This window comes from Thermomonas alba (assembly GCF_022419205.1).
Taxonomy (GTDB): domain Bacteria; phylum Pseudomonadota; class Gammaproteobacteria; order Xanthomonadales; family Xanthomonadaceae; genus Thermomonas; species Thermomonas alba.
Map to the genome: position 1 here is coordinate 86959 of NZ_JAJOZU010000004.1, position 16646 is coordinate 103604.

Annotated in this window: 16 protein-coding genes; 7 read left to right on the forward strand and 9 right to left on the reverse strand. The window is 70.4% G+C overall.

All coding sequences use genetic code 11. The features are described 5' to 3' along the window. The first annotated feature begins 45 nt into the window (after nucleotides 1–45). Complete coding sequence (locus ML342_RS07300) at nucleotides 46–732, forward strand: C40 family peptidase (protein ID WP_439655181.1); 687 nt, start codon at nucleotides 46–48, stop codon at nucleotides 730–732. A 101-nt stretch (nucleotides 733–833) separates the two neighbouring features. Here ML342_RS07300 and ML342_RS07305 read toward each other — a convergent pair whose 3' ends face one another. Together ML342_RS07305 and ssb are read right to left on the reverse strand one after the other, a co-directional pair. Then, nucleotides 834–1331, reverse strand: a complete 498-nt coding sequence (locus tag ML342_RS07305) for an acyl-CoA thioesterase (protein ID WP_240126385.1) — start codon at nucleotides 1329–1331, stop codon at nucleotides 834–836. Between the two features lie 43 nt (nucleotides 1332–1374). Continuing rightward, on the reverse strand, nucleotides 1375–1884 hold the full coding sequence (gene ssb, locus ML342_RS07310; RefSeq protein ID WP_240126386.1) for a single-stranded DNA-binding protein: 510 nt from the start codon (nucleotides 1882–1884) through the stop codon (nucleotides 1375–1377). Between the two features lie 146 nt (nucleotides 1885–2030). On the opposite strand from ssb, the gene ML342_RS07315 reads away from it, so the two are divergent. Continuing rightward, a complete protein-coding gene (locus tag ML342_RS07315; protein WP_240126387.1) occupies nucleotides 2031–3032 on the forward strand; it encodes a polyprenyl synthetase family protein in 1002 nt (333 codons plus the stop codon). A 21-nt stretch (nucleotides 3033–3053) separates the two neighbouring features. Here ML342_RS07315 and ML342_RS07320 read toward each other — a convergent pair whose 3' ends face one another. From ML342_RS07320 to ML342_RS07335, 4 genes are all read right to left on the reverse strand, one after another. Beyond that, nucleotides 3054–3833: a dienelactone hydrolase family protein gene (locus ML342_RS07320; RefSeq protein ID WP_240126388.1), complete on the reverse strand. Its 780-nt coding sequence runs from the start codon at nucleotides 3831–3833 to the stop codon at nucleotides 3054–3056. A gap of 88 nt (nucleotides 3834–3921) precedes the next feature. Next, nucleotides 3922–5319 (reverse strand): UDP-N-acetylmuramoyl-L-alanine--D-glutamate ligase, encoded by a 1398-nt coding sequence (gene murD / locus ML342_RS07325; RefSeq protein WP_240126633.1) that lies wholly within the window; start codon nucleotides 5317–5319, stop codon nucleotides 3922–3924. A 4-nt stretch (nucleotides 5320–5323) separates the two neighbouring features. Further along, nucleotides 5324–6685, reverse strand: coding sequence for a UDP-N-acetyl-alpha-D-muramoyl-L-alanyl-L-glutamate epimerase (gene murL, locus ML342_RS07330; RefSeq protein ID WP_240126389.1), 1362 nt, complete (start codon nucleotides 6683–6685; stop codon nucleotides 5324–5326). A 25-nt stretch (nucleotides 6686–6710) separates the two neighbouring features. Then, nucleotides 6711–9326 carry a bifunctional aspartate kinase/diaminopimelate decarboxylase gene (locus ML342_RS07335; RefSeq protein WP_240126390.1) on the reverse strand — a complete coding sequence of 872 codons (2616 nt, stop codon included), beginning with the start codon at nucleotides 9324–9326 and terminating at the stop codon, nucleotides 6711–6713. Nucleotides 9327–9431: 105 nt separating this feature from the next. Between ML342_RS07335 and ML342_RS07340 the strand changes: the two genes are divergently transcribed. The 3 genes from ML342_RS07340 (at nucleotide 9432) to ML342_RS07350 (ending at nucleotide 12250) form a co-directional block, all read left to right on the forward strand. Beyond that, complete coding sequence (locus ML342_RS07340; RefSeq protein WP_240126391.1) at nucleotides 9432–10298, forward strand: PhzF family phenazine biosynthesis protein; 867 nt, start codon at nucleotides 9432–9434, stop codon at nucleotides 10296–10298. 32 nt (nucleotides 10299–10330) lie between these two features. Beyond that, entirely contained in the window at nucleotides 10331–11215 is an 885-nt protein-coding gene (locus tag ML342_RS07345; RefSeq protein ID WP_240126392.1) for a PhzF family phenazine biosynthesis protein, read from the forward strand. Nucleotides 11216–11482: 267 nt separating this feature from the next. Then, nucleotides 11483–12250 carry a Bax inhibitor-1/YccA family protein gene (locus ML342_RS07350; RefSeq protein WP_240126393.1) on the forward strand — a complete coding sequence of 256 codons (768 nt, stop codon included), beginning with the start codon at nucleotides 11483–11485 and terminating at the stop codon, nucleotides 12248–12250. Nucleotides 12251–12343: 93 nt separating this feature from the next. Here ML342_RS07350 and ML342_RS07355 read toward each other — a convergent pair whose 3' ends face one another. The 3 genes from ML342_RS07355 to grxC form a co-directional block, all read right to left on the reverse strand. Beyond that, nucleotides 12344–13348: an isocitrate dehydrogenase gene (locus ML342_RS07355; RefSeq protein ID WP_240126394.1), complete on the reverse strand. Its 1005-nt coding sequence runs from the start codon at nucleotides 13346–13348 to the stop codon at nucleotides 12344–12346. 120 nt (nucleotides 13349–13468) lie between these two features. Next, a complete protein-coding gene (locus ML342_RS07360; protein WP_240126395.1) occupies nucleotides 13469–13855 on the reverse strand; it encodes a carboxymuconolactone decarboxylase family protein in 387 nt (128 codons plus the stop codon). Then, on the reverse strand, nucleotides 13852–14133 hold the full coding sequence (grxC, locus tag ML342_RS07365) for a glutaredoxin 3 (RefSeq protein ID WP_240126397.1): 282 nt from the start codon (nucleotides 14131–14133) through the stop codon (nucleotides 13852–13854). The genes ML342_RS07360 and grxC overlap by 4 nt, the downstream gene beginning before the upstream one ends. A gap of 122 nt (nucleotides 14134–14255) precedes the next feature. Between grxC and ML342_RS07370 the strand changes: the two genes are divergently transcribed. Together ML342_RS07370 and phoB are read left to right on the forward strand one after the other, a co-directional pair. Beyond that, the gene (locus ML342_RS07370; protein WP_240126398.1) at nucleotides 14256–15863 is read left to right on the forward strand and encodes a M48 family metalloprotease; all 1608 of its coding nucleotides are present in this window, start codon (nucleotides 14256–14258) and stop codon (nucleotides 15861–15863) included. A gap of 75 nt (nucleotides 15864–15938) precedes the next feature. After that, nucleotides 15939–16640 carry a phosphate regulon transcriptional regulator PhoB gene (gene phoB, locus ML342_RS07375; protein WP_240126399.1) on the forward strand — a complete coding sequence of 234 codons (702 nt, stop codon included), beginning with the start codon at nucleotides 15939–15941 and terminating at the stop codon, nucleotides 16638–16640. The last annotated feature ends 6 nt before the right edge of the window (nucleotides 16641–16646 follow it).

The following is a 16646-nucleotide window of genomic DNA, read 5'->3' on the forward strand; positions in this document are numbered from 1 at the left end:
CCGGCAGGCATAGTCGCCCCTCGTTTCCGGAACCGTGATGACCGCGTGAAGACAGTCGACCTGCCCCACGGCCATACCGCCTCCCGAAATCGCCTTCGCCGCCGCTTCTCACCCCTTCTCGTCGCGCTGGCGCTGTGCGCCGCCAGCCTGCCGACGTGGGCGATGAACCCGCCGCCGGCCAAAGCCGCGGAAACGGCCGAGCCGGCTGCCGCGCCCGTTCCTACACCCCCCCCTGCGGCGGCCACCCCCGATGCCCTGCCGCTGGCCGCCCAACTGCAGGCTCTGCAGAAGGCGCAGGCCCAACTCCAGACGGCCGCGCCCTCCCGCGAGCAACAAGATGCAGGGGCAGGCTCGCCGATCAAGGCCGCATTGCAGCGCGCCTTCAGCCTGCTCGGCACGCCCTACCGCTATGGCGGCAGTTCGCCGGAAGCCGGGTTCGACTGCAGCGGACTGGTCGGCTACGTATTCCGCACCATCGGCATCGACCTGCCGCGGGTCTCGCGCGCGATGGCCCGCGAAGGTACCCGCATCATCAGCCGCGATGCGTTGGCCGAAGGCGACCTGGTGTTCTTCGGCCGCCGTGGCCGGATCGACCATGTCGGCATCTACATCGGCAACGGCCAGTTCCTGCACGCGCCGCGCAGCGGGCGCGATGTCACCGTCTCCAGCCTGACCAGCGGCTATTGGGCGCAGAAATACGTGGAGGCACGCCGGCTCATGGCCGGCGAGTGAGACGCCCGCGCTGACTCTGACTCTGCCGCCGCGAACTTCCTCGGCCAACCGCCGAGCGCCTGTTTCCGACGCCGCCTTTGGGCGGCGTCGCTGCATTCCGGTCAGCCCACGGCCTCTGTCCGTTCGCGTGTGATCACCTGCTCCGCATTGCGCGCCAGCGCCATCACCTGCTGGGCGTATTCGGCCATGCGCTGGTCTTCCGCAGTCAGCGGCCGCCACGGCGGCACCGGCACCGGCCTTCCTTCCGGCCCATCCAGCGCAACGAATACGATCACGCAATGGGTGCACAGCCGCGCCTCGGCTGCATCCGCGCGCGGGTCGCGCGCGCGCACGTCCACCGCGAAATGCATCGAGGTCGTCCCGGTATAGACCAGGGTGGCCTCCACCGTGACCAGGTCGCCGATCCGGATCGGGGCCACGAAACGAAACCCGCCGACGGCCGCGGTGACGCTGTATCGCCCGCTCCAGCCGACCGCCGCGGCATACCCGGCCTGGTCGACCCACTTCATTACCTGCCCGCCGTGGACCTTGCCGCCGAAGTTGACGTCCGTCGGTTCGGCGAGGAAGCGCATGCGCAACTGGCGCTGCTGACCGCTCATGCGGAACTCCGGCTCCGTGCCGCGACGCGCGCGGCGAGGCGATTCAGAACGGGATGTCGTCGTCGAACGGCACGTCATCGAACGCGGCAGGCGGCGGTGCTGCGGCGGGCTCACGACGCTGCGCCGACGCACGCGACGGGCGCTCGCCGCCGCCATAGCCGCCACCGCTGCGTGCCGGGTGGCCTGCGCCACCTCCCTCGCCGCCCCCGCGCATCCCATCGCCGCCGCCGAGCATTTGCATCTCATCGGCGATGATTTCGGTGATGTAGCGCTCCTGCCCGTCCTGGCCGGTGAACTTGTCGTAGCGGATCGAGCCCTCGATATAGACCTGACGCCCCTTCTTCAGATACTCGCCCGCGATCTCGCCGAGCTTGCCGAACAGCTTGACGCGATGCCATTCGGTGCGTTCCTGGGTGTTGCCATCGCGATCCTTGCGCACGCTGGTGGTCGCCACGCTCAAGGTGGTGACCGCCATGCCGCCCTGGGTGTACTTCACATCCGGGTCATTCCCGAGGTTGCCGACCAGGATCACCTTGTTTACGCCGCGCGCCATGTAAAGCCTCTCGTTAGCTGATTTCGCCCGCCATGGACGATGCCCGCGCAGTATAGCCGCCCGCCAGCGGCATGGGCCGCAGCGCGGGGTCGGAAAATCCCGCAGCGCTTATACTGCAGCCTTTACCCATCCCTGCCTGCTGTCCGATGAGCGCCATTCCTGCCGCCCGCCACCCCGCGTCCGATCTGCAGGCGATCCAGACGCTGATCGCGCCCGACATGGCCGCGATGGACGCGCTGATCCGCCGCCGCTTGGCTTCGGACGTGGCGCTGGTCAACCAGATCGCGGAATACATCATCGGCGCCGGCGGCAAGCGCCTGCGTCCGATGCTTCTGCTGCTCGCCGCGGCGGCGCTCGGCCACCGCGGCGCGGATGCACACCAGTTGGCGGCGGTGGTGGAGTTCATCCACACCTCGACCCTGCTGCACGACGACGTGGTGGACGAATCCGACCTGCGCCGCGGGCGCCGCACCGCAAATGCAGTCTGGGGCAATGCCGCGTCGGTGCTGGTCGGCGATTTCCTGTATTCGCGCAGCTTCCAGCTGATGGTGGAGCTGGACCGGATGGACGTGCAGAAGCTCCTGGCCGACACCACCAACCGGATCGCCGAAGGCGAGGTGCTGCAGCTGCTGCACGTGCGCAACCCGGACACCGATGAGGCCGCCTACCTGCGCGTGATCGAGCGCAAGACCGCGATCCTGTTCGCCGCCGCGACCGAGCTGGGCGCCCTGCTCGCCGGCGCGGATACCGCCGTCCGGCAGGCGCTGCGCGCCTACGGGCTGGCGCTGGGGCACGCCTTCCAGATCGCCGATGACGTGCTCGACTACGCCGCCGACGCCGCCACCCTGGGCAAGAATCTGGGCGACGACCTGGCCGAAGGAAAGATGACGCTGCCGCTGATCCACGCGATGCAGCAGGCGGACGCGGCCACGTGCGCGCAGCTGCGGCGGATCATCGAGCAGGGCGACCGCGACGGGATGCCGGTGGTGCAGGCGGCGATCGCGCGCGCCGGCAGCCTGGACTACAGCCGGACGCAGGCGCTCGCCTTTGCCCAGGCTGCGGAGGATGCGCTGGCCGCGCTCCCGGGCAATGCCTACACCGACGCCCTGCGCGGGCTGGCCCGCTACGCGGTCAGCCGCGACCACTGACGCGACGACTGCGGCGCTGTCTCAGCGTGAGCGCCCAAACCGCTCGTCGAAAAACTGATGCATCATCGCGTAGGCGCGCCGCGCCGCGCGCGGGTCGTACTTGCAGCCGGGCTTGTCGGCGGTCTCCAGCGCGAAGCAGTGCACCGCGCCACTGAAGTTGACGAAGGTCCAATCGGCGCCGGCGCGGTCCATCTCCTGCTCGAACGGGACGATCGCCGCCTTCTGGCTTTCATCCGCAGCACCGTTGAGCACCAGCAGCGGAGTCTTCACCGAGCCCGGCGCGGCCGGCGATTCGGTGTGCAGGCCGCCGTGGAAGGTCACGATTCCGGCCAGCGCGACGCCGCTGCGCGCCAGCTCCAGCACCGAGGAGCCGCCGAAGCAGAAGCCGAAGGCGCCGATCCGGCTGGCATCCAGCGGCACCTTGCCGGCCTGCGCCTTGAACGCCTCCAGCGCGGCCAGCATGCGCGCCCGCATCAGCGCAGGCTTCGGGTACAGCGTCTGCACCTGCGCCAGCGCCTGCTTGTCGTCGGCCGGGCGCACGCCCTTGCCGTACATGTCCACCACGAACACCACGTAGTCGCGACCGGCCTGCTGCCTGGCCTTGTCCAGCGCGGCCGGGGTGATCCCGTACCAGTCCGGCACCATCAGCAGCCCCGGGCGCGGCGCCTTGCTGGCGTCGTCATAGACTACGTAGCCGCTGAAGTGGTCATTGCCCTGCGTCCACTCCACCGGCTTGGTCTGCATGGCGGCAAACGCGGGGGCGGCGGCAAGCAAGAGTCCAAGCGCGAACAGACGACGCATGAGGCACCTCGTCGAGGACTGGGGAGGCCATACGATAGCGCCGACGCTCGCCGCCCGCGCCAATCCGCCTCGGCTTCTCTATCAGGCTTCAGGCGACGCCCAGGCCCTGGATGCCGGAAATCGCGTCGGGGTCGAACCCCGCCAGCTGCGCGAAGTGGCGGCCGCGCGCTACGTAGCTGGGATAGGCATCGAAGCTGGGCGCGCCAGGTGAGAGCAGCACCACCCCGCCCGTCGGCAGCGCCGCGCGCGCCTGCGCCATCGCATCCGCCAGATCAGACGCCGCGCCAAGCGCGAAGCCGGCCTGCGCGGCCACCGGCGCCAGCAGGGCGTGGATGCGCGGGCCGTTCTGGCCCATGGTCACCACCGCACGCGGTGCGCGCACGCGCATCGCCGTGGCGAACTCCTCCCACGGCAGGCCGCGATCATGGCCGCCGACCAGCACCGCGACCGGGCGGCCCGCATACACCTCCAGCGCCGCCAGCGTGGCCATCGGGGTGGTGCTGATCGAATCGTTGACGTACAGCCGCCCATCGCGCTCGCCCAGCGGCTGCAGGCGGTGCGGCAGCGGCTGGAACGCCGCCGCCTGCGGCGCCAGCGCCGCCGCGTCCAGCCCGAACGCCTCCAGCGCGGTCAGCACTGCGCACAGGTTGCTGCGGTTGTGGCGGCCCGGCAGCGGCAGGCGCGTGGTGTCCATCACCAGCACCTCGCCGCGGTACAGCGCATCCCCGCGCAGGTGCCAGCCGCGCGCATCGCCGTACCAGCGGATCTCGCTATCGGGCAGCGCCAGGGTGGCCAGCCGTGGATCGGCGGCATTGAGCACCGCGATCCGCGGCTGCGCCTGGGTCACCAGCGCCAGCTTGTCGGCGATGTAGCGCGTCTCGCTGCCATGCCAATCCAGATGCTCGGGATGCAGGTTGGTGACGATGGCGACCTGTGGGCGCGCGCCGGAGGCGGCCACGTCGCGGGTCTGGTAGCTGGACAGCTCGATCGCCCATGCATCGGCCTGCGCGCCCAGCAGTTCCAGCAGCGGCAGGCCGATGTTGCCGGCCAGCGCGGTGCGCAGCCCGGCCGCGCGCAGGAGATGCGCCAGCAGCGCGGTGGTGGTGCTCTTGCCCTTGGTGCCGGTGACGCACAGCGCATTGGCGATGCTGCCGTCGGCGTCCGCGCGCTCGGCCATCCACAGCGCGGTGCCGCCGAGGAAGCGGGTGCCCTGCTCCGCGGCGAACGCGGCTTCGGGCCGGTACGGGCTGATGCCCGGCGATTTCACCACCACCTCGAACGCGGCCAGGCGCTCGCCGGTGGCCGCATGGTCCGGTACCAGCAGCGGGTCGCCCAGCGCGGCCGCATCGGCGACCTCCTCCGGGTGGCAGAACAGGGTCAGCGGCTGGCCCGGCAGACGCGCGCGCAGCGCGTGGTAGGCGGCGCGGCCCTCGTGGCCCCAGCCCCACAGCGCCACGCGCCGGCCGGCCAGGTCGGCGATGCGCAACACCTCAGGCAGTGAAGCGGACACGCAATCGCTCCCACAGCGCGGCGGGGATGCGGTGCTCCCCGGCCGGCACCAGCAGCGGCGCAAGCGCCAGCTCGGCCGCGTCCAGCTGCGGCAGGATCTCGCGCGCGAACCGGCGCACCACAGCGTCCTCGCGCCAGTCCGGGCGCTGCGCCAGGGCGGCCATCGCCGCGCGCGACTCGCGCCCCTCGCCCACGCATTCGAACGGCTTGTGGTCTTGGTATTCCAGCAGCGCATCGAAGCCGGGAATCTGCGCCGGATCGTCCAGCAGGTTGCGACCGACGATGCCGACCAGCCGCGGCTTGGGCATGAACGGCGCCAGCGCGAGGAACACGAAATGGCACTTCGGGCAGACCCCGCACCAGCGGCTGGTGGGGCGCTCGCCGAGAATGTGGAAGTTGCGGTTGCAGCTGGAGAAATGCGCGTCGTAGCGGTCGGTCCTGGCGAACTGGCGCGCGACCGCCAGCTCGCTCAGCGGGCGCAGCAGCGAGTAGTAGCGCAGGTCGGCGGCCACGTGCGATTGCAGGTGGTCGCCGAACGCGGATTCGAACGCCCAGCCCTTCGACCACTGGTGGTTCACCTCGCCGGTGCCGGGGATCTGCGAGCCGTAGCTGGCCGAGCGCTCGTTGGAGAACACCACCTGGTCCACGCCCAGCACCAGCGCGGCGAACGCGAGGATGGCCGAGTTCACCGCGGTCACCGGGATGTGGCCATTCCACGCGCCCTGGCGGTTGAACTCGAACAGCTGCGGCGCCAGCTGGCGGCCGATGTTGAGCGCCGGCAGCCCGGTGTGCGCGGCGCAGGCGGCGATCAGCTGCGAGCCGCCGATCCAGGCCACCGTCTGCTCCACCCCTTCGGCGCGCAGCGCCTCGATGCTGACCAGCGAGTCCTTGCCGCCGCCGATGGCGACCAGCGCGTGCGGACGCAGGCCGAGCATGGGCGCCGCCGACACCGGCGCGGCCTCCGCGGGAAAGCGGATGCGCGCGCGCAGGTCCAGCCCGTTGCGGTAGGCGAACTCGCCCAGCCCGTTGCGGTACACGCTTTCCAGCAGCGCGGCGGTGGCGGCGTCGATCGGCTCGCCCTCGATGCGGATCTCGCCCGGCACCGCCGCCTTGTAGTAGCTGACGCCTGCGATCAGATGCAGCAGGCGCAGGGCGCGTCGGACGGCAGCCGCGCGCGCCTCATCGAGCGCGAACGGCGCGCCCGGCAGGGTGATGGTCTCGACCAGTTCGGGGCCGTCGTCGAAAGCATAGGCCAGCTGCGCGACGCCGCTGTGCGCATCGAACTCGCAGCGCACGAAGCGGAAAGTGCGGATGGCGTCGCGGTGGAAAGTCCAGTCGGTCATGGGAATCCGTTACGGGCGCGGCGTGTCAGGCGCCGCCGGCGAGGACGGCCTCGCCCGGCAGCGCGCGCAGATTGTAGGTGCTGGCCATCGCAAAGCCGTAGGCTCCGGCATCCGCGATCAGCATCACGTCGCCCGGCGCGGTGGCGGCGGGCAGCTTGACGCGGTGGCCGAACACGTCGCTGGACTCGCAGATCGGGCCGACCACGTCGAAGTCGTGGCGAACCGCATCGTCCAGCCGCGACAGGTTGTGGATGTCGTGCCAGGCGTCGTACAGCGCGGGCCGGATCAGCGCGTTCATGCCGGCATCCAGCCCCACCCGGCGCAGGCCGTCCTTCTCCACCACCTGGGTGGCGCGCGCCAGCAGCACGCCGGCCTCCGCCACCAGGAAGCGGCCCGGCTCGATCGCCAGCTGGAATGCCGGATGCACGGCCTTGACCGCCGCCAGCCCGGCCGCCCAGGCGTCGAGATCGAACGGCTCGTCGTCGTCGCTGTAGGGAATCGGCAGGCCGCCGCCGATGTCCAGCACCTCCACGCTGCCGATCCGGCGCGCGAAGCCGGCCAGCTCATCCACCACCTGCTGCCAGTGGCCGACGGTCTCGATCCCGCTGCCCAGGTGCGCGTGCAGGCCGGTGATGCGCACGTCCAGCGCGCGCGCGGCGTCCACGAACTCGTCCACCCGTCGCGCCGACAGCCCGAACTTGGCCTCCTTGCCGCCGGTATTGACCTTCTCATGGTGGCCGTCGCCGTACCCCAGGTCGATGCGCAGCCACAGCGCGCGCCCGCGGAACACCTCCGGCCAGCGCCGCAGCAACTCGACGTTGTCCACGGTGACCGTCACGCCGCGCGCCAGCGCCGCCGCGTATTCGGCGATCGGCGCGAAGCTGGGCGTGAACAGCACGCGGGCCGGGTCGAGGCCGGGCAGCGCCGCGAACACGCGCTCCAGCTCGCCTTGCGACACGCATTCCAGCCCGAAGCCCTCGCCCGCCAGCGCGCGCAGGATGTCGGGGTGCGCGTTCGCCTTGACCGCGTAGTAGCGGCGATCCACCGCCGCGATCGCCGTGAGCTGGCGCGCGCGTTCCAGCACCGTCGGCAGATGGTAGGCATAGCGCGGGGTGCCGGTCTGCGCCAGTTGCAGCAGCGCCGCGCGCGCTTGCGGCGCCCGCCACCACGGCGTCGGGCGCGGCCGGAAAGTCCCCTCGATCTCGCGCCAGCGCGGGCCGAACACCTCGGACTCGTGCACCGGCATCGCGCCGGAGTCGATCAGCGCCGCGTGCAGCTTCGGCAGCATGCCGTCGGCGGCGGCCTCGTCCACCACGAAGGTGAGGTTGAGGTCGTTCGAGGACTGCGAAATCAAATGCACGTTCTCGCGCCCGAACATCGCCCACACGTCCTGCAGCTTGTGCAGCAGCGAGCGCATGCCGCGTCCGACCAGGGTGATCGCCGCGCAGGGCGCGATCACCTTGACCCGGCAGACTTCGGCCAGATCCGCCGACAGCGCCGCCAGCACATCGGTGGTGACCAGGTTCTCGGACGGATCCAGCGACACCGTGACGTTGGTCTCGGCCGAGCCGATCATGTCCACCGACAACCCGTGGCGCTTGAAGCGCTCGAAGATGTCGGCGAGGAAGCCGACCTGCTGCCACATGCCGATGCTTTCCATCGACACCAGCACGATGCCGTTGCGGCGGCTGATCGCCTTCACCCCCGGCACCGGCTCGGCGGCCTCGTCGATGCGGGTGCCGGGCAGGTGCGGGCGCTCGGTATCGAGGATCAGTATCGGCACGCCGGCGTTGCGGCACGGTCGCAGCGAGCGCGGGTGCAGCACCTTGGCGCCGGTGGTGGCGATTTCCTGCGCCTCGTAATAGTCCAGGCGGGTCAGCAGGCGTGCATCCGGCACCTCGCGCGGGTTAGCGCTGAACATGCCGGGCACGTCGGTCCAGATCTCCACCCGGCGCGCGCCCAGCAGCGCGCCGAAGTAGGCGGCCGAGGTGTCGGAGCCGCCGCGGCCGAGGATCGCCGTGCCGCCGTCGTGGTGGCGGGCGATGAAGCCCTGGGTGATCAGCAGCCGGCCGGGCTGGGCGGCAAAACGCGCGCGCCAGCCGGGATCGGGCTGCCACTGGCAGTTCACCGACAGCCGCTGCGCCCACGCGCTCTGATTCGGCTGCGGCGGCAGCGCGGTGAGCCAGTCACGCGCATCCATCCAGGCGATGTCCAGCCCCTGCGCGCGCAGGTAGGCGGCGCCGAGGGTGGAGGACAGCAGCTCGCCCTGCGCCAGCACTTCGGCCTGCCAGTCCAGGGTGCGGGAGGCGGCGCGCGGATCCTCCAGCAATCCGCGCAGCGCGGCCAAACGCGGCCCCAGCACGGCCTCGGCGTGCAGCCCGAGTTCACCGGCGAAGTCGCGGTGGCGCGCCTCCAGATCCGCCACCCGCGCGGCGGCATCCGTCGCGCCGTCGGCGATCGCGGTCAGCGCGTTGGTGACGCCCGACAGCGCGGACACTACCACCAGCACTCGCGGCGCCTCCTGTAGTCGCGCGTCCGCCAGACGCCCGATGGTGTCCCAGCGCGTGCGTTTGGAGACCGAGGTGCCACCAAACTTGAGCACCAGCCAGCCGGCATCGGACGCGGGAGGACGTGTGGACATGGATCCGCAAAGGGTGTGGGGGGACGGGGATCTAAAGAAAATGCCGCGGGCCCGCGGCATGCAGGCATTCTAGCGGCCCCACCCCGCGTCTGGAGCCTCTCCCGCATGACTCGTCGTTATCTGCAGTTGGATGTGTTTTCCGATCGCCCGGGCCGCGGCAACCCGCTGGGCGTGGTGCTGGATGCGCAGGATCTGGACACTGCGGCGATGCAGGCACTGGCGGCCTGGCTGAACCTGTCGGAAACCGTGTTCTTCCTGCCGCCCGACCCCGGCGCCGACTACCGCATCCGCATCTTCACCCCCGGCAGCGAACTGCCATTCGCCGGCCACCCCAGCGTGGGCGCGGCCTGGGCCGCGGCCCAACATCGCCTGGCGCAACCCAGCGCGGGCAGGCTGGTGCAGCAGTGCGGCGCCGGGCACCTGCCGGTGCGCCTCGAGGCTCAGGGCGCGCAGTTGCTGCCGTTCGTGCGCAGCCCGCGTGCGCACGAAGTCGCGCGCCATGGCGGCGCGCTGCCGAACGGGCTGGATACCCTGATCGCGCCCGGCACGCAGGCCATGCTGTGGGACAACGGCCCGCGCTGGTGGTTGCTGGAAGCCGCTTCTGCCGCCGCGCTGCGCGCATTCCGGCCAGACTTCGCCGCGCTCGCCGCCTGGATCAACGCCACCGCCGCCACCGGGGTCGCGGTGTATGCCTTCGAAGCGGCCGCCCAGCACGCGCTGGCGGTACGCGCGTTCTGCCCCGGGGATGCGGTGAACGTGCCGGAAGACCCAGTCACCGGCAGCGCGAATGCCGCCATCGCCGCCTGCCTGCATCGCCAGGAGCGGCTGCCCGGCAACGACGGCACGTACGTGGCCAGCCAGGGCCGCGAACTGGGCCGCGACGGGCGAATCTCGGTGCGGGTGGACGGCGATGGCGAGGTCTGGATCGGCGGCCAGGTGCAGCAGGTGATCGAAGGCCGGCTGGACTGGTAAGCTGCGCGCCCTTTTTCAGCCCCAGCCCCCGCATGCCGCGTCCGTTCGTACAGCTCGATGTGTTCGCCTCGCGCCCCGGCGCCGGCAACCCGCTGGCGGTGGTGCTGGACGCGCAGGGCCTGGACGATGCCGCGATGCAGGCCATCGCGCGCTGGACGCGGCTGCCGGAAACCACCTTCGTGTTCCCGCCCACCGCGCCGGAGGCCACCCACGCCATCCGCATCTTCAGCCCGCGCCGGGAAGTGCCGTTCGCCGGCCATCCCAGCGTCGGCACCGCGCATGCGCTGCTGGAGGCCGGGCTGGTCACGCCGCGCGGCGGGCTGCTGGTGCAGCAAGGCGTCGCCGGCCTGCTGCCGCTGCGCGTGCAGGGCGAAGGCGCCACGCGCACGCTGGCGGTACGTACGCCGCGCGCACGGGTGCAGGAGATCGCCACGGCCGACGATGCCCGCCTCGCCGCCGCGCTTGCTGGCCTGCGCCTGGGCGCGCTGCCACCGGTGCTGATGGACGGCGGGCGACGCTGGTGGCTGGTGGAACTGGCCGACGAAGCGCACCTGCGCAGCATGCAGCCCGACTGGGACGCGATCGCCGCGCTGGCCGAGGCCACCGACAGCATGGGCCTGTTCGTGTACGCACGCAGCCACGACCCGGTGTACTACTACGCGGTGCGCGCCTTCGTCGGCGCGCCGGCACGCTTCGAGGACGCCGCCTCCGGCGCCGCCAACGCCACCCTCGCCGCCTGGCTGGCCGCGCGCGGCGCGCTGCCGCCCAGCCCGGGCGGCTTCTACCGCGTCAGCCAGGGCCGCGAAGTGGGCTTTGACGCCATCCTCGAACTGACCGTGGATGCGCAGGGCGAGGTCTGGTCCGGCGGGCGCGCGGTCACGGTAGTGCGCGGCACGCTGGACTGGCCAACCCCCTGAACTGGCGTAAACACGGGCGCCGCATGACGCACCTCTGTACTCGTTTGACCAAAGAGCAAGGCGCATTCAGGCGCAACACGCATCGGCCAAGACGCCAGGGGAATCTACGGGGTAACGCGCCCTGGGCATCTTCGTCCCCTGCCATGGCTGCTTCGACGCCGCCTGAGCATCAACGGTGGTGAGCTCATTTCGATTCCGTGACGTGGTCGCAGCGGCGCGCTATCCTGCCGGCACGGCAACCGGCCGGATCGCCACAGGATGGACGCCATGCGCAGCGGCAACCCCGCCCTTTCCGACAACACCTTCCTCGACCTCGGCAGCGGTGCCCTGGTGCAGGGTGACGCCGGGGCGATGACGCTCGACGGCACCGTCAACAAGACCGCCCTGCTACTGGCGCTGGCGCTGGCCGGCGCGCTATTCAGCTGGTCACAGTTCGATGCCGCGATGGCATCGGGCACCCCGGGCGCAATCCTGCCCTACGTCTGGGGCGGGGCGATCGGCGGGTTCGTGGTCGCGCTGGTGACGATCTTCAAGAAGACCTGGGCGCCGTTCACCGCGCCGCTGTACGCAGTCCTGGAGGGGCTGTTCCTGGGCGCCGCCTCGGCGATGTTCGAGCTGCGCTATCCCGGCATCGTGATGCAGGCGGTGGGGCTGACCTTCGGCACCCTCGCCGCGCTGCTGCTGGCCTACCGCAGCGGGCTGGTGAAGGCGACCGAGAACTTCAAACTGGGCGTCGTGGCCGCTACCGGCGGCATTGCCCTGCTCTACCTCGCGCAGATGGGCATGAACCTGTTCGGGTTCTCCGGGATGGGCTTCATCAACGGCAGCAGCACCCTCGGCATCGCGTTCAGCCTGGTGGTCGTGGTGGTGGCCGCGCTGAATCTGGTGCTGGACTTCGACTTCATCGAGCAGGGTGCGCGACAAGGTGCGCCGAAGTACATGGAGTGGTATGCCGCGTTCGGCCTGCTGGTGACGCTAGTGTGGCTGTATCTGGAACTGCTGCGGCTGCTGTCGAAGCTGCAGTCGCGCAACTGAGGGGCTGGCGCTGCGCCACCAGGTCCCGCCCGGAGTTCCCCCATGAAAAAGGGCGCCGTAGGGCGCCCTTCTTCGTTTACGCGGCCGCGCCGCTCACAGGCGGCTAGCGATGGCCTTGGCGAACGCCAGCGTGGTGCCGTCGCCGCCCAGGTCCGGGGTGAGCGAGTCCTTCGCTTCCAGCGTGGCGACGATTGCCTTGCGCAGGCGCTCGGCCTGATCCGCGCGCTGTAGGTGGTCGAGCATCTGCGCCGCACCCAGCAGCAGCGCGCACGGGTTGGCGATGCCCTTGCCGGCGATGTCCGGCGCGGAGCCGTGGACCGCCTCGAAGATCGCCGCATCGTTGCCGATGTTGGCGCCCGGGGCGAGGCCCAGGCCGCCGACCAGGCCGGCGCACAGGTCGGAAATGATGTCGCCGAACAGGTTGGTGGTGACGATGATGTCGAACTGCTCCGGACGCATCACCAGCTGCATGCAGGCGTTGTCCACGATCATCTCGTTGCACTCGATGTCGGGGTACTGCGCGGCCACTTCGCGCGCGGTCTTCAGGAACAGGCCCGAGGTGGACTTGAGGATGTTGGCCTTGTGCACCACCGTCACCTTCTTGCGGCCGGTGGTCCGCGCCAGCTCGAAGGCATAGCGCACGATCCGCTCGGAGCCCTTGCGCGTCACCTTCTGGGTCAGCACCGCGGTCTCGCCGTCGGCCGAGACTTCCTGGCCTTCGCCGATGTAAGCGCCCTCGGTGTTCTCGCGCACCGTGATCAGGTCCACGTTGCCGGGAAAGCGCGCCTTGGTGTTGGGGAAGGTGCGCGCCGGGCGCACGTTGGCGTACAGGTCGAAGCGCTTGCGCAGCTCGACGTTGATGGAGGAAAACCCGCCGCCGACCGGGGTGGTCAGGGGCGACTTCAGCGCGATCTTGTTCCTGCGGATGGAGTCCATGGTGGCGGCCGGCAGCAGCTCGCCGTGCTTTTCCAGCGCCACCATGCCGGCATCCGCGAACTCGTAGGCAAGGCCCAGTTGCATCGCATCCAGCACATGCAGGGTGGCATCCATGATTTCCGGGCCGATGCCGTCGCCGCGGATGACCGTGATCGTTGTCATTTTCCAGTGTCCAGACAGGTCGCCGCCACGCGTCGGGCGTGGCGAAGAGTGGGGATTGATGACTGGACATTATGGCAGATGCCGTGCGCCGGCGTATGCCGGCGGGCCGGCGCGCCGGCCTCAGCCGTGCTCGTGCGCATCCGGCGTGGCGACTTCGCCCTGCTCCAGCCGATCGAGGAAATCCACCGCCCGGCGCAGGTGCGGGATCACGATCGAGCCGCCCACCACCAGGCCGACCGAGAACGCCTCGAACATCTCCTCGCGGCTGACCCCGGCATCCTTGCACTGCGCCACGTGATAGCTGATGCAGTCGTCGCAGCGCAGCACCAGCGAGGCCACCAGCCCGCATAATTCCTTGGTTTTCACGTCCAGCGCGCCAGGCTGGTAGGTCTGGGTGTCCAGCGCGAAGAACCGGCGGATGACCTGGTTGGGCTCGTCCAGGATGCGCTTGTTCATGCGCTGGCGGAACTCGGTGAACGCGCGCACGCGGTCGTCGCTGCTGCTCATGCGCCTTCTCCTTGCAGCAAGGGTTCGAGCTTGCCGGCGCGATGCAGCGCCATCATGTCGTCGTAGCCGCCGACGTGGAACCCACCGATGAAGATCTGCGGCACGCTGGTGCGGCCGGTCAGCGCCACCATCTTCTCGCGCGCGGCCGGATCAGTGTCGATCCGCACCTCGGACCAGGTCAGTCCCTTGCTCTTGAGGAAGTTCTTGGCCATCACGCAGTACGGGCACACCTCGGTGCTGTAAATGGTGATCGGCGGGTAGCTGCTGGGGTCGCTCACGGGGGTCTCCTGAACCGAAAGGGAGGATTTTGGTCGAATATGGGCCGAGCCGCGGTCACCAGTTTGACAGCCGCTCTGGCCGTATTCATCCGGCTACTGCCATGACACTGCATCCTGTCCATATGACCGTCCGACTGCCCACCGCCGCCCTGCTGTTCGCCCTGACCGCCAGCATCGGGCTGGCCAGCGCGCAGGAGCGCAGCCTGCCCGACATCGGCTCCTCCGCCGGCAGCGTGCTCTCGCCGGCCAAGCAGGCCGAGTACGGCGCGATGGTGCTGGCCCAGCTGCGCCACGAGGGCTACGTGCTGGACGACCCGCTGCTGGACGGCTGGCTGAGCGATGTCGGCCAGCGCCTGGCCAGCGCCAGCGACCGCCCGCAGCAGGCGTTCACCTTCTTTCTGCTGCGCGACCGCCAGATCAACGCCTTCGCCACCCTCGGCGGCTACGTGGCGGTCAACTCCGGGCTGGTGCTGGCCGCCGCGCGCGAGGACGAACTGGCCGGCGTGCTGGCGCACGAAATCTCGCACGTCACCCAGCAGCACGTGCTGCGCGGCGCCGAGAAGGCCCAGCGCGAGAGCCTGCCGATCCTGCTGGCCACCCTCGGCGCGATCGTGGCCGCGCAGAAAGCCGGCGGCACCTCCAGCGGCGATGCGTCCTCGGCCGCGCTGATCACCGGCATGGGCCTGCTGCAGCAGCGTCAGATCGACTACACCCGCGACAACGAGGCCGAAGCCGACCGCATCGGCATCCGCCTGCTGGCGAACGCCGGCTACGACCCGGAGGCGATGGCCGACTTCTTCCAGACCCTGCAGGGCGTGGTGCGGCTGAACCAGGGCGACGAACGCAGCGCGCTGCCGCCCTACCTGCAGACCCATCCACTGACCCTGGCGCGCATCAGCGAGGCACGCCAGCGCGCCGAAAAACTCGAGGCCGCGCACCTGCCACTGCCCACCACCGGCGGCAGCGGCGGCAATCCGCTGCTGCCGGCCAACCTACAGCCAGCGGGCGATCTGCATCCGGCGCGCGGCGACACCGGCGACTTCCCCTGGGCCAAGGAACGCCTGCGCGTGCTCAGCGCGCCGACCCCGGCCCAGGCCATCCGCGAATACCGGCAGATGCAATCCCGGCAGGCGCTGAACGACCCGCAACGCTACGGCCTGGCATTGGCGCAGCTGCTGGCCGGCGACAGTGGCGCAGCCCTACAGGAACTGACGCCGCTGGCGCTGGCGCATCCTGGCAACCTGTGGCTGCAGATCGCCACCGGTCAGGCCGAGGCCCGCAGCGGCCGGATCGCCGAAGCCGACCGCCGCTTCGAAGCGCTGCTCGCGCGCAGGCCGACCCAGCGCGCGCTGGCGCTGTCCTACGCGCGGCTGCTGACCGAGCGCGGAACCCGCGAGGCTGGCCAACGCGCGGTGGCGGTGCTGCGTCCGCTGCTGGCCACCAGCAACGCCGACCTACCGCTGCAGCAAATCTACGCGCGCGCCAACGAAATCGCGGGCGATCCGGTGCGCGCGGGCGAAGCCTGGGCGGAGGCGGCCTATCTCTCCGGTCGCCCCGAGCAGGCCCTGGTGCAGCTGAACAACCTGAAGAAGCGCGACGACCTGGACTACTACGCGCGCGCCCGGATCGACGCCCGCATCGCCGCAATCACCCCGACCGTGCTGGAACTGCGCCGGCAAGGCATCCACGACGAGGCGGTGGGCGGCCGGCTGGGGCTGTACGCCAGGTGACGACGTCATGAAACTGTCACCCAGCCGTCGTGTAATGCATTGGCGCCCTCTCCGACGGCGCCATCATCGGACGCCATGCAGAAACACATCCTGATCGTCGAAGACGAGCCCGCGATCCGCGACATGCTGGCCTACGCCCTGCGCAAAGGGGAGTACGTTCCGCTGCTGGCGGCAGACGCACGCGAAGCGCAGGAGCGGATCGCCGAGCGGGTGCCCGACCTGATCCTGCTGGACTGGATGCTGCCCGGCACCAGCGGCCTGGAGCTGGCGCGGCGCTGGCGGCGGGAAACCCTGACCCGCGACATCCCGATCATCATGCTGACCGCGCGCGGCGAGGAAAACGACCGCGTCGGCGGGCTCGAAGCCGGCGTCGACGACTACGTGGTCAAGCCATTTTCCGCGCGCGAGCTGCTGGCGCGCATCCGCGCGGTGCTGCGGCGTTCGCGTGAGGACGACGACGACGGCAGCGTGCAGGTCGGCGCGCTGCGCATCGACGGCGCCGCGCACCGGGTGTTCGCCGACATCGACGGCACCGCGCACCCGATCCAGATGGGCCCCACCGAATACCGCCTGCTGCACTTCTTCATGACCCACGCCGAGCGCGTCTACACCCGCACCCAGTTGCTGGACCACGTCTGGGGCGGCAGCGTGTATGTGGAGGAGCGCACCGTGGACGTGCACATCCGGCGCCTGCGCAAGACCCTGGAGCCGCACGGGCTGGATGCGATGGTGCAGACCGTACGCGGCGCCGGCTATCGTTTCTCGACTGCGGTGTGAGCCGCC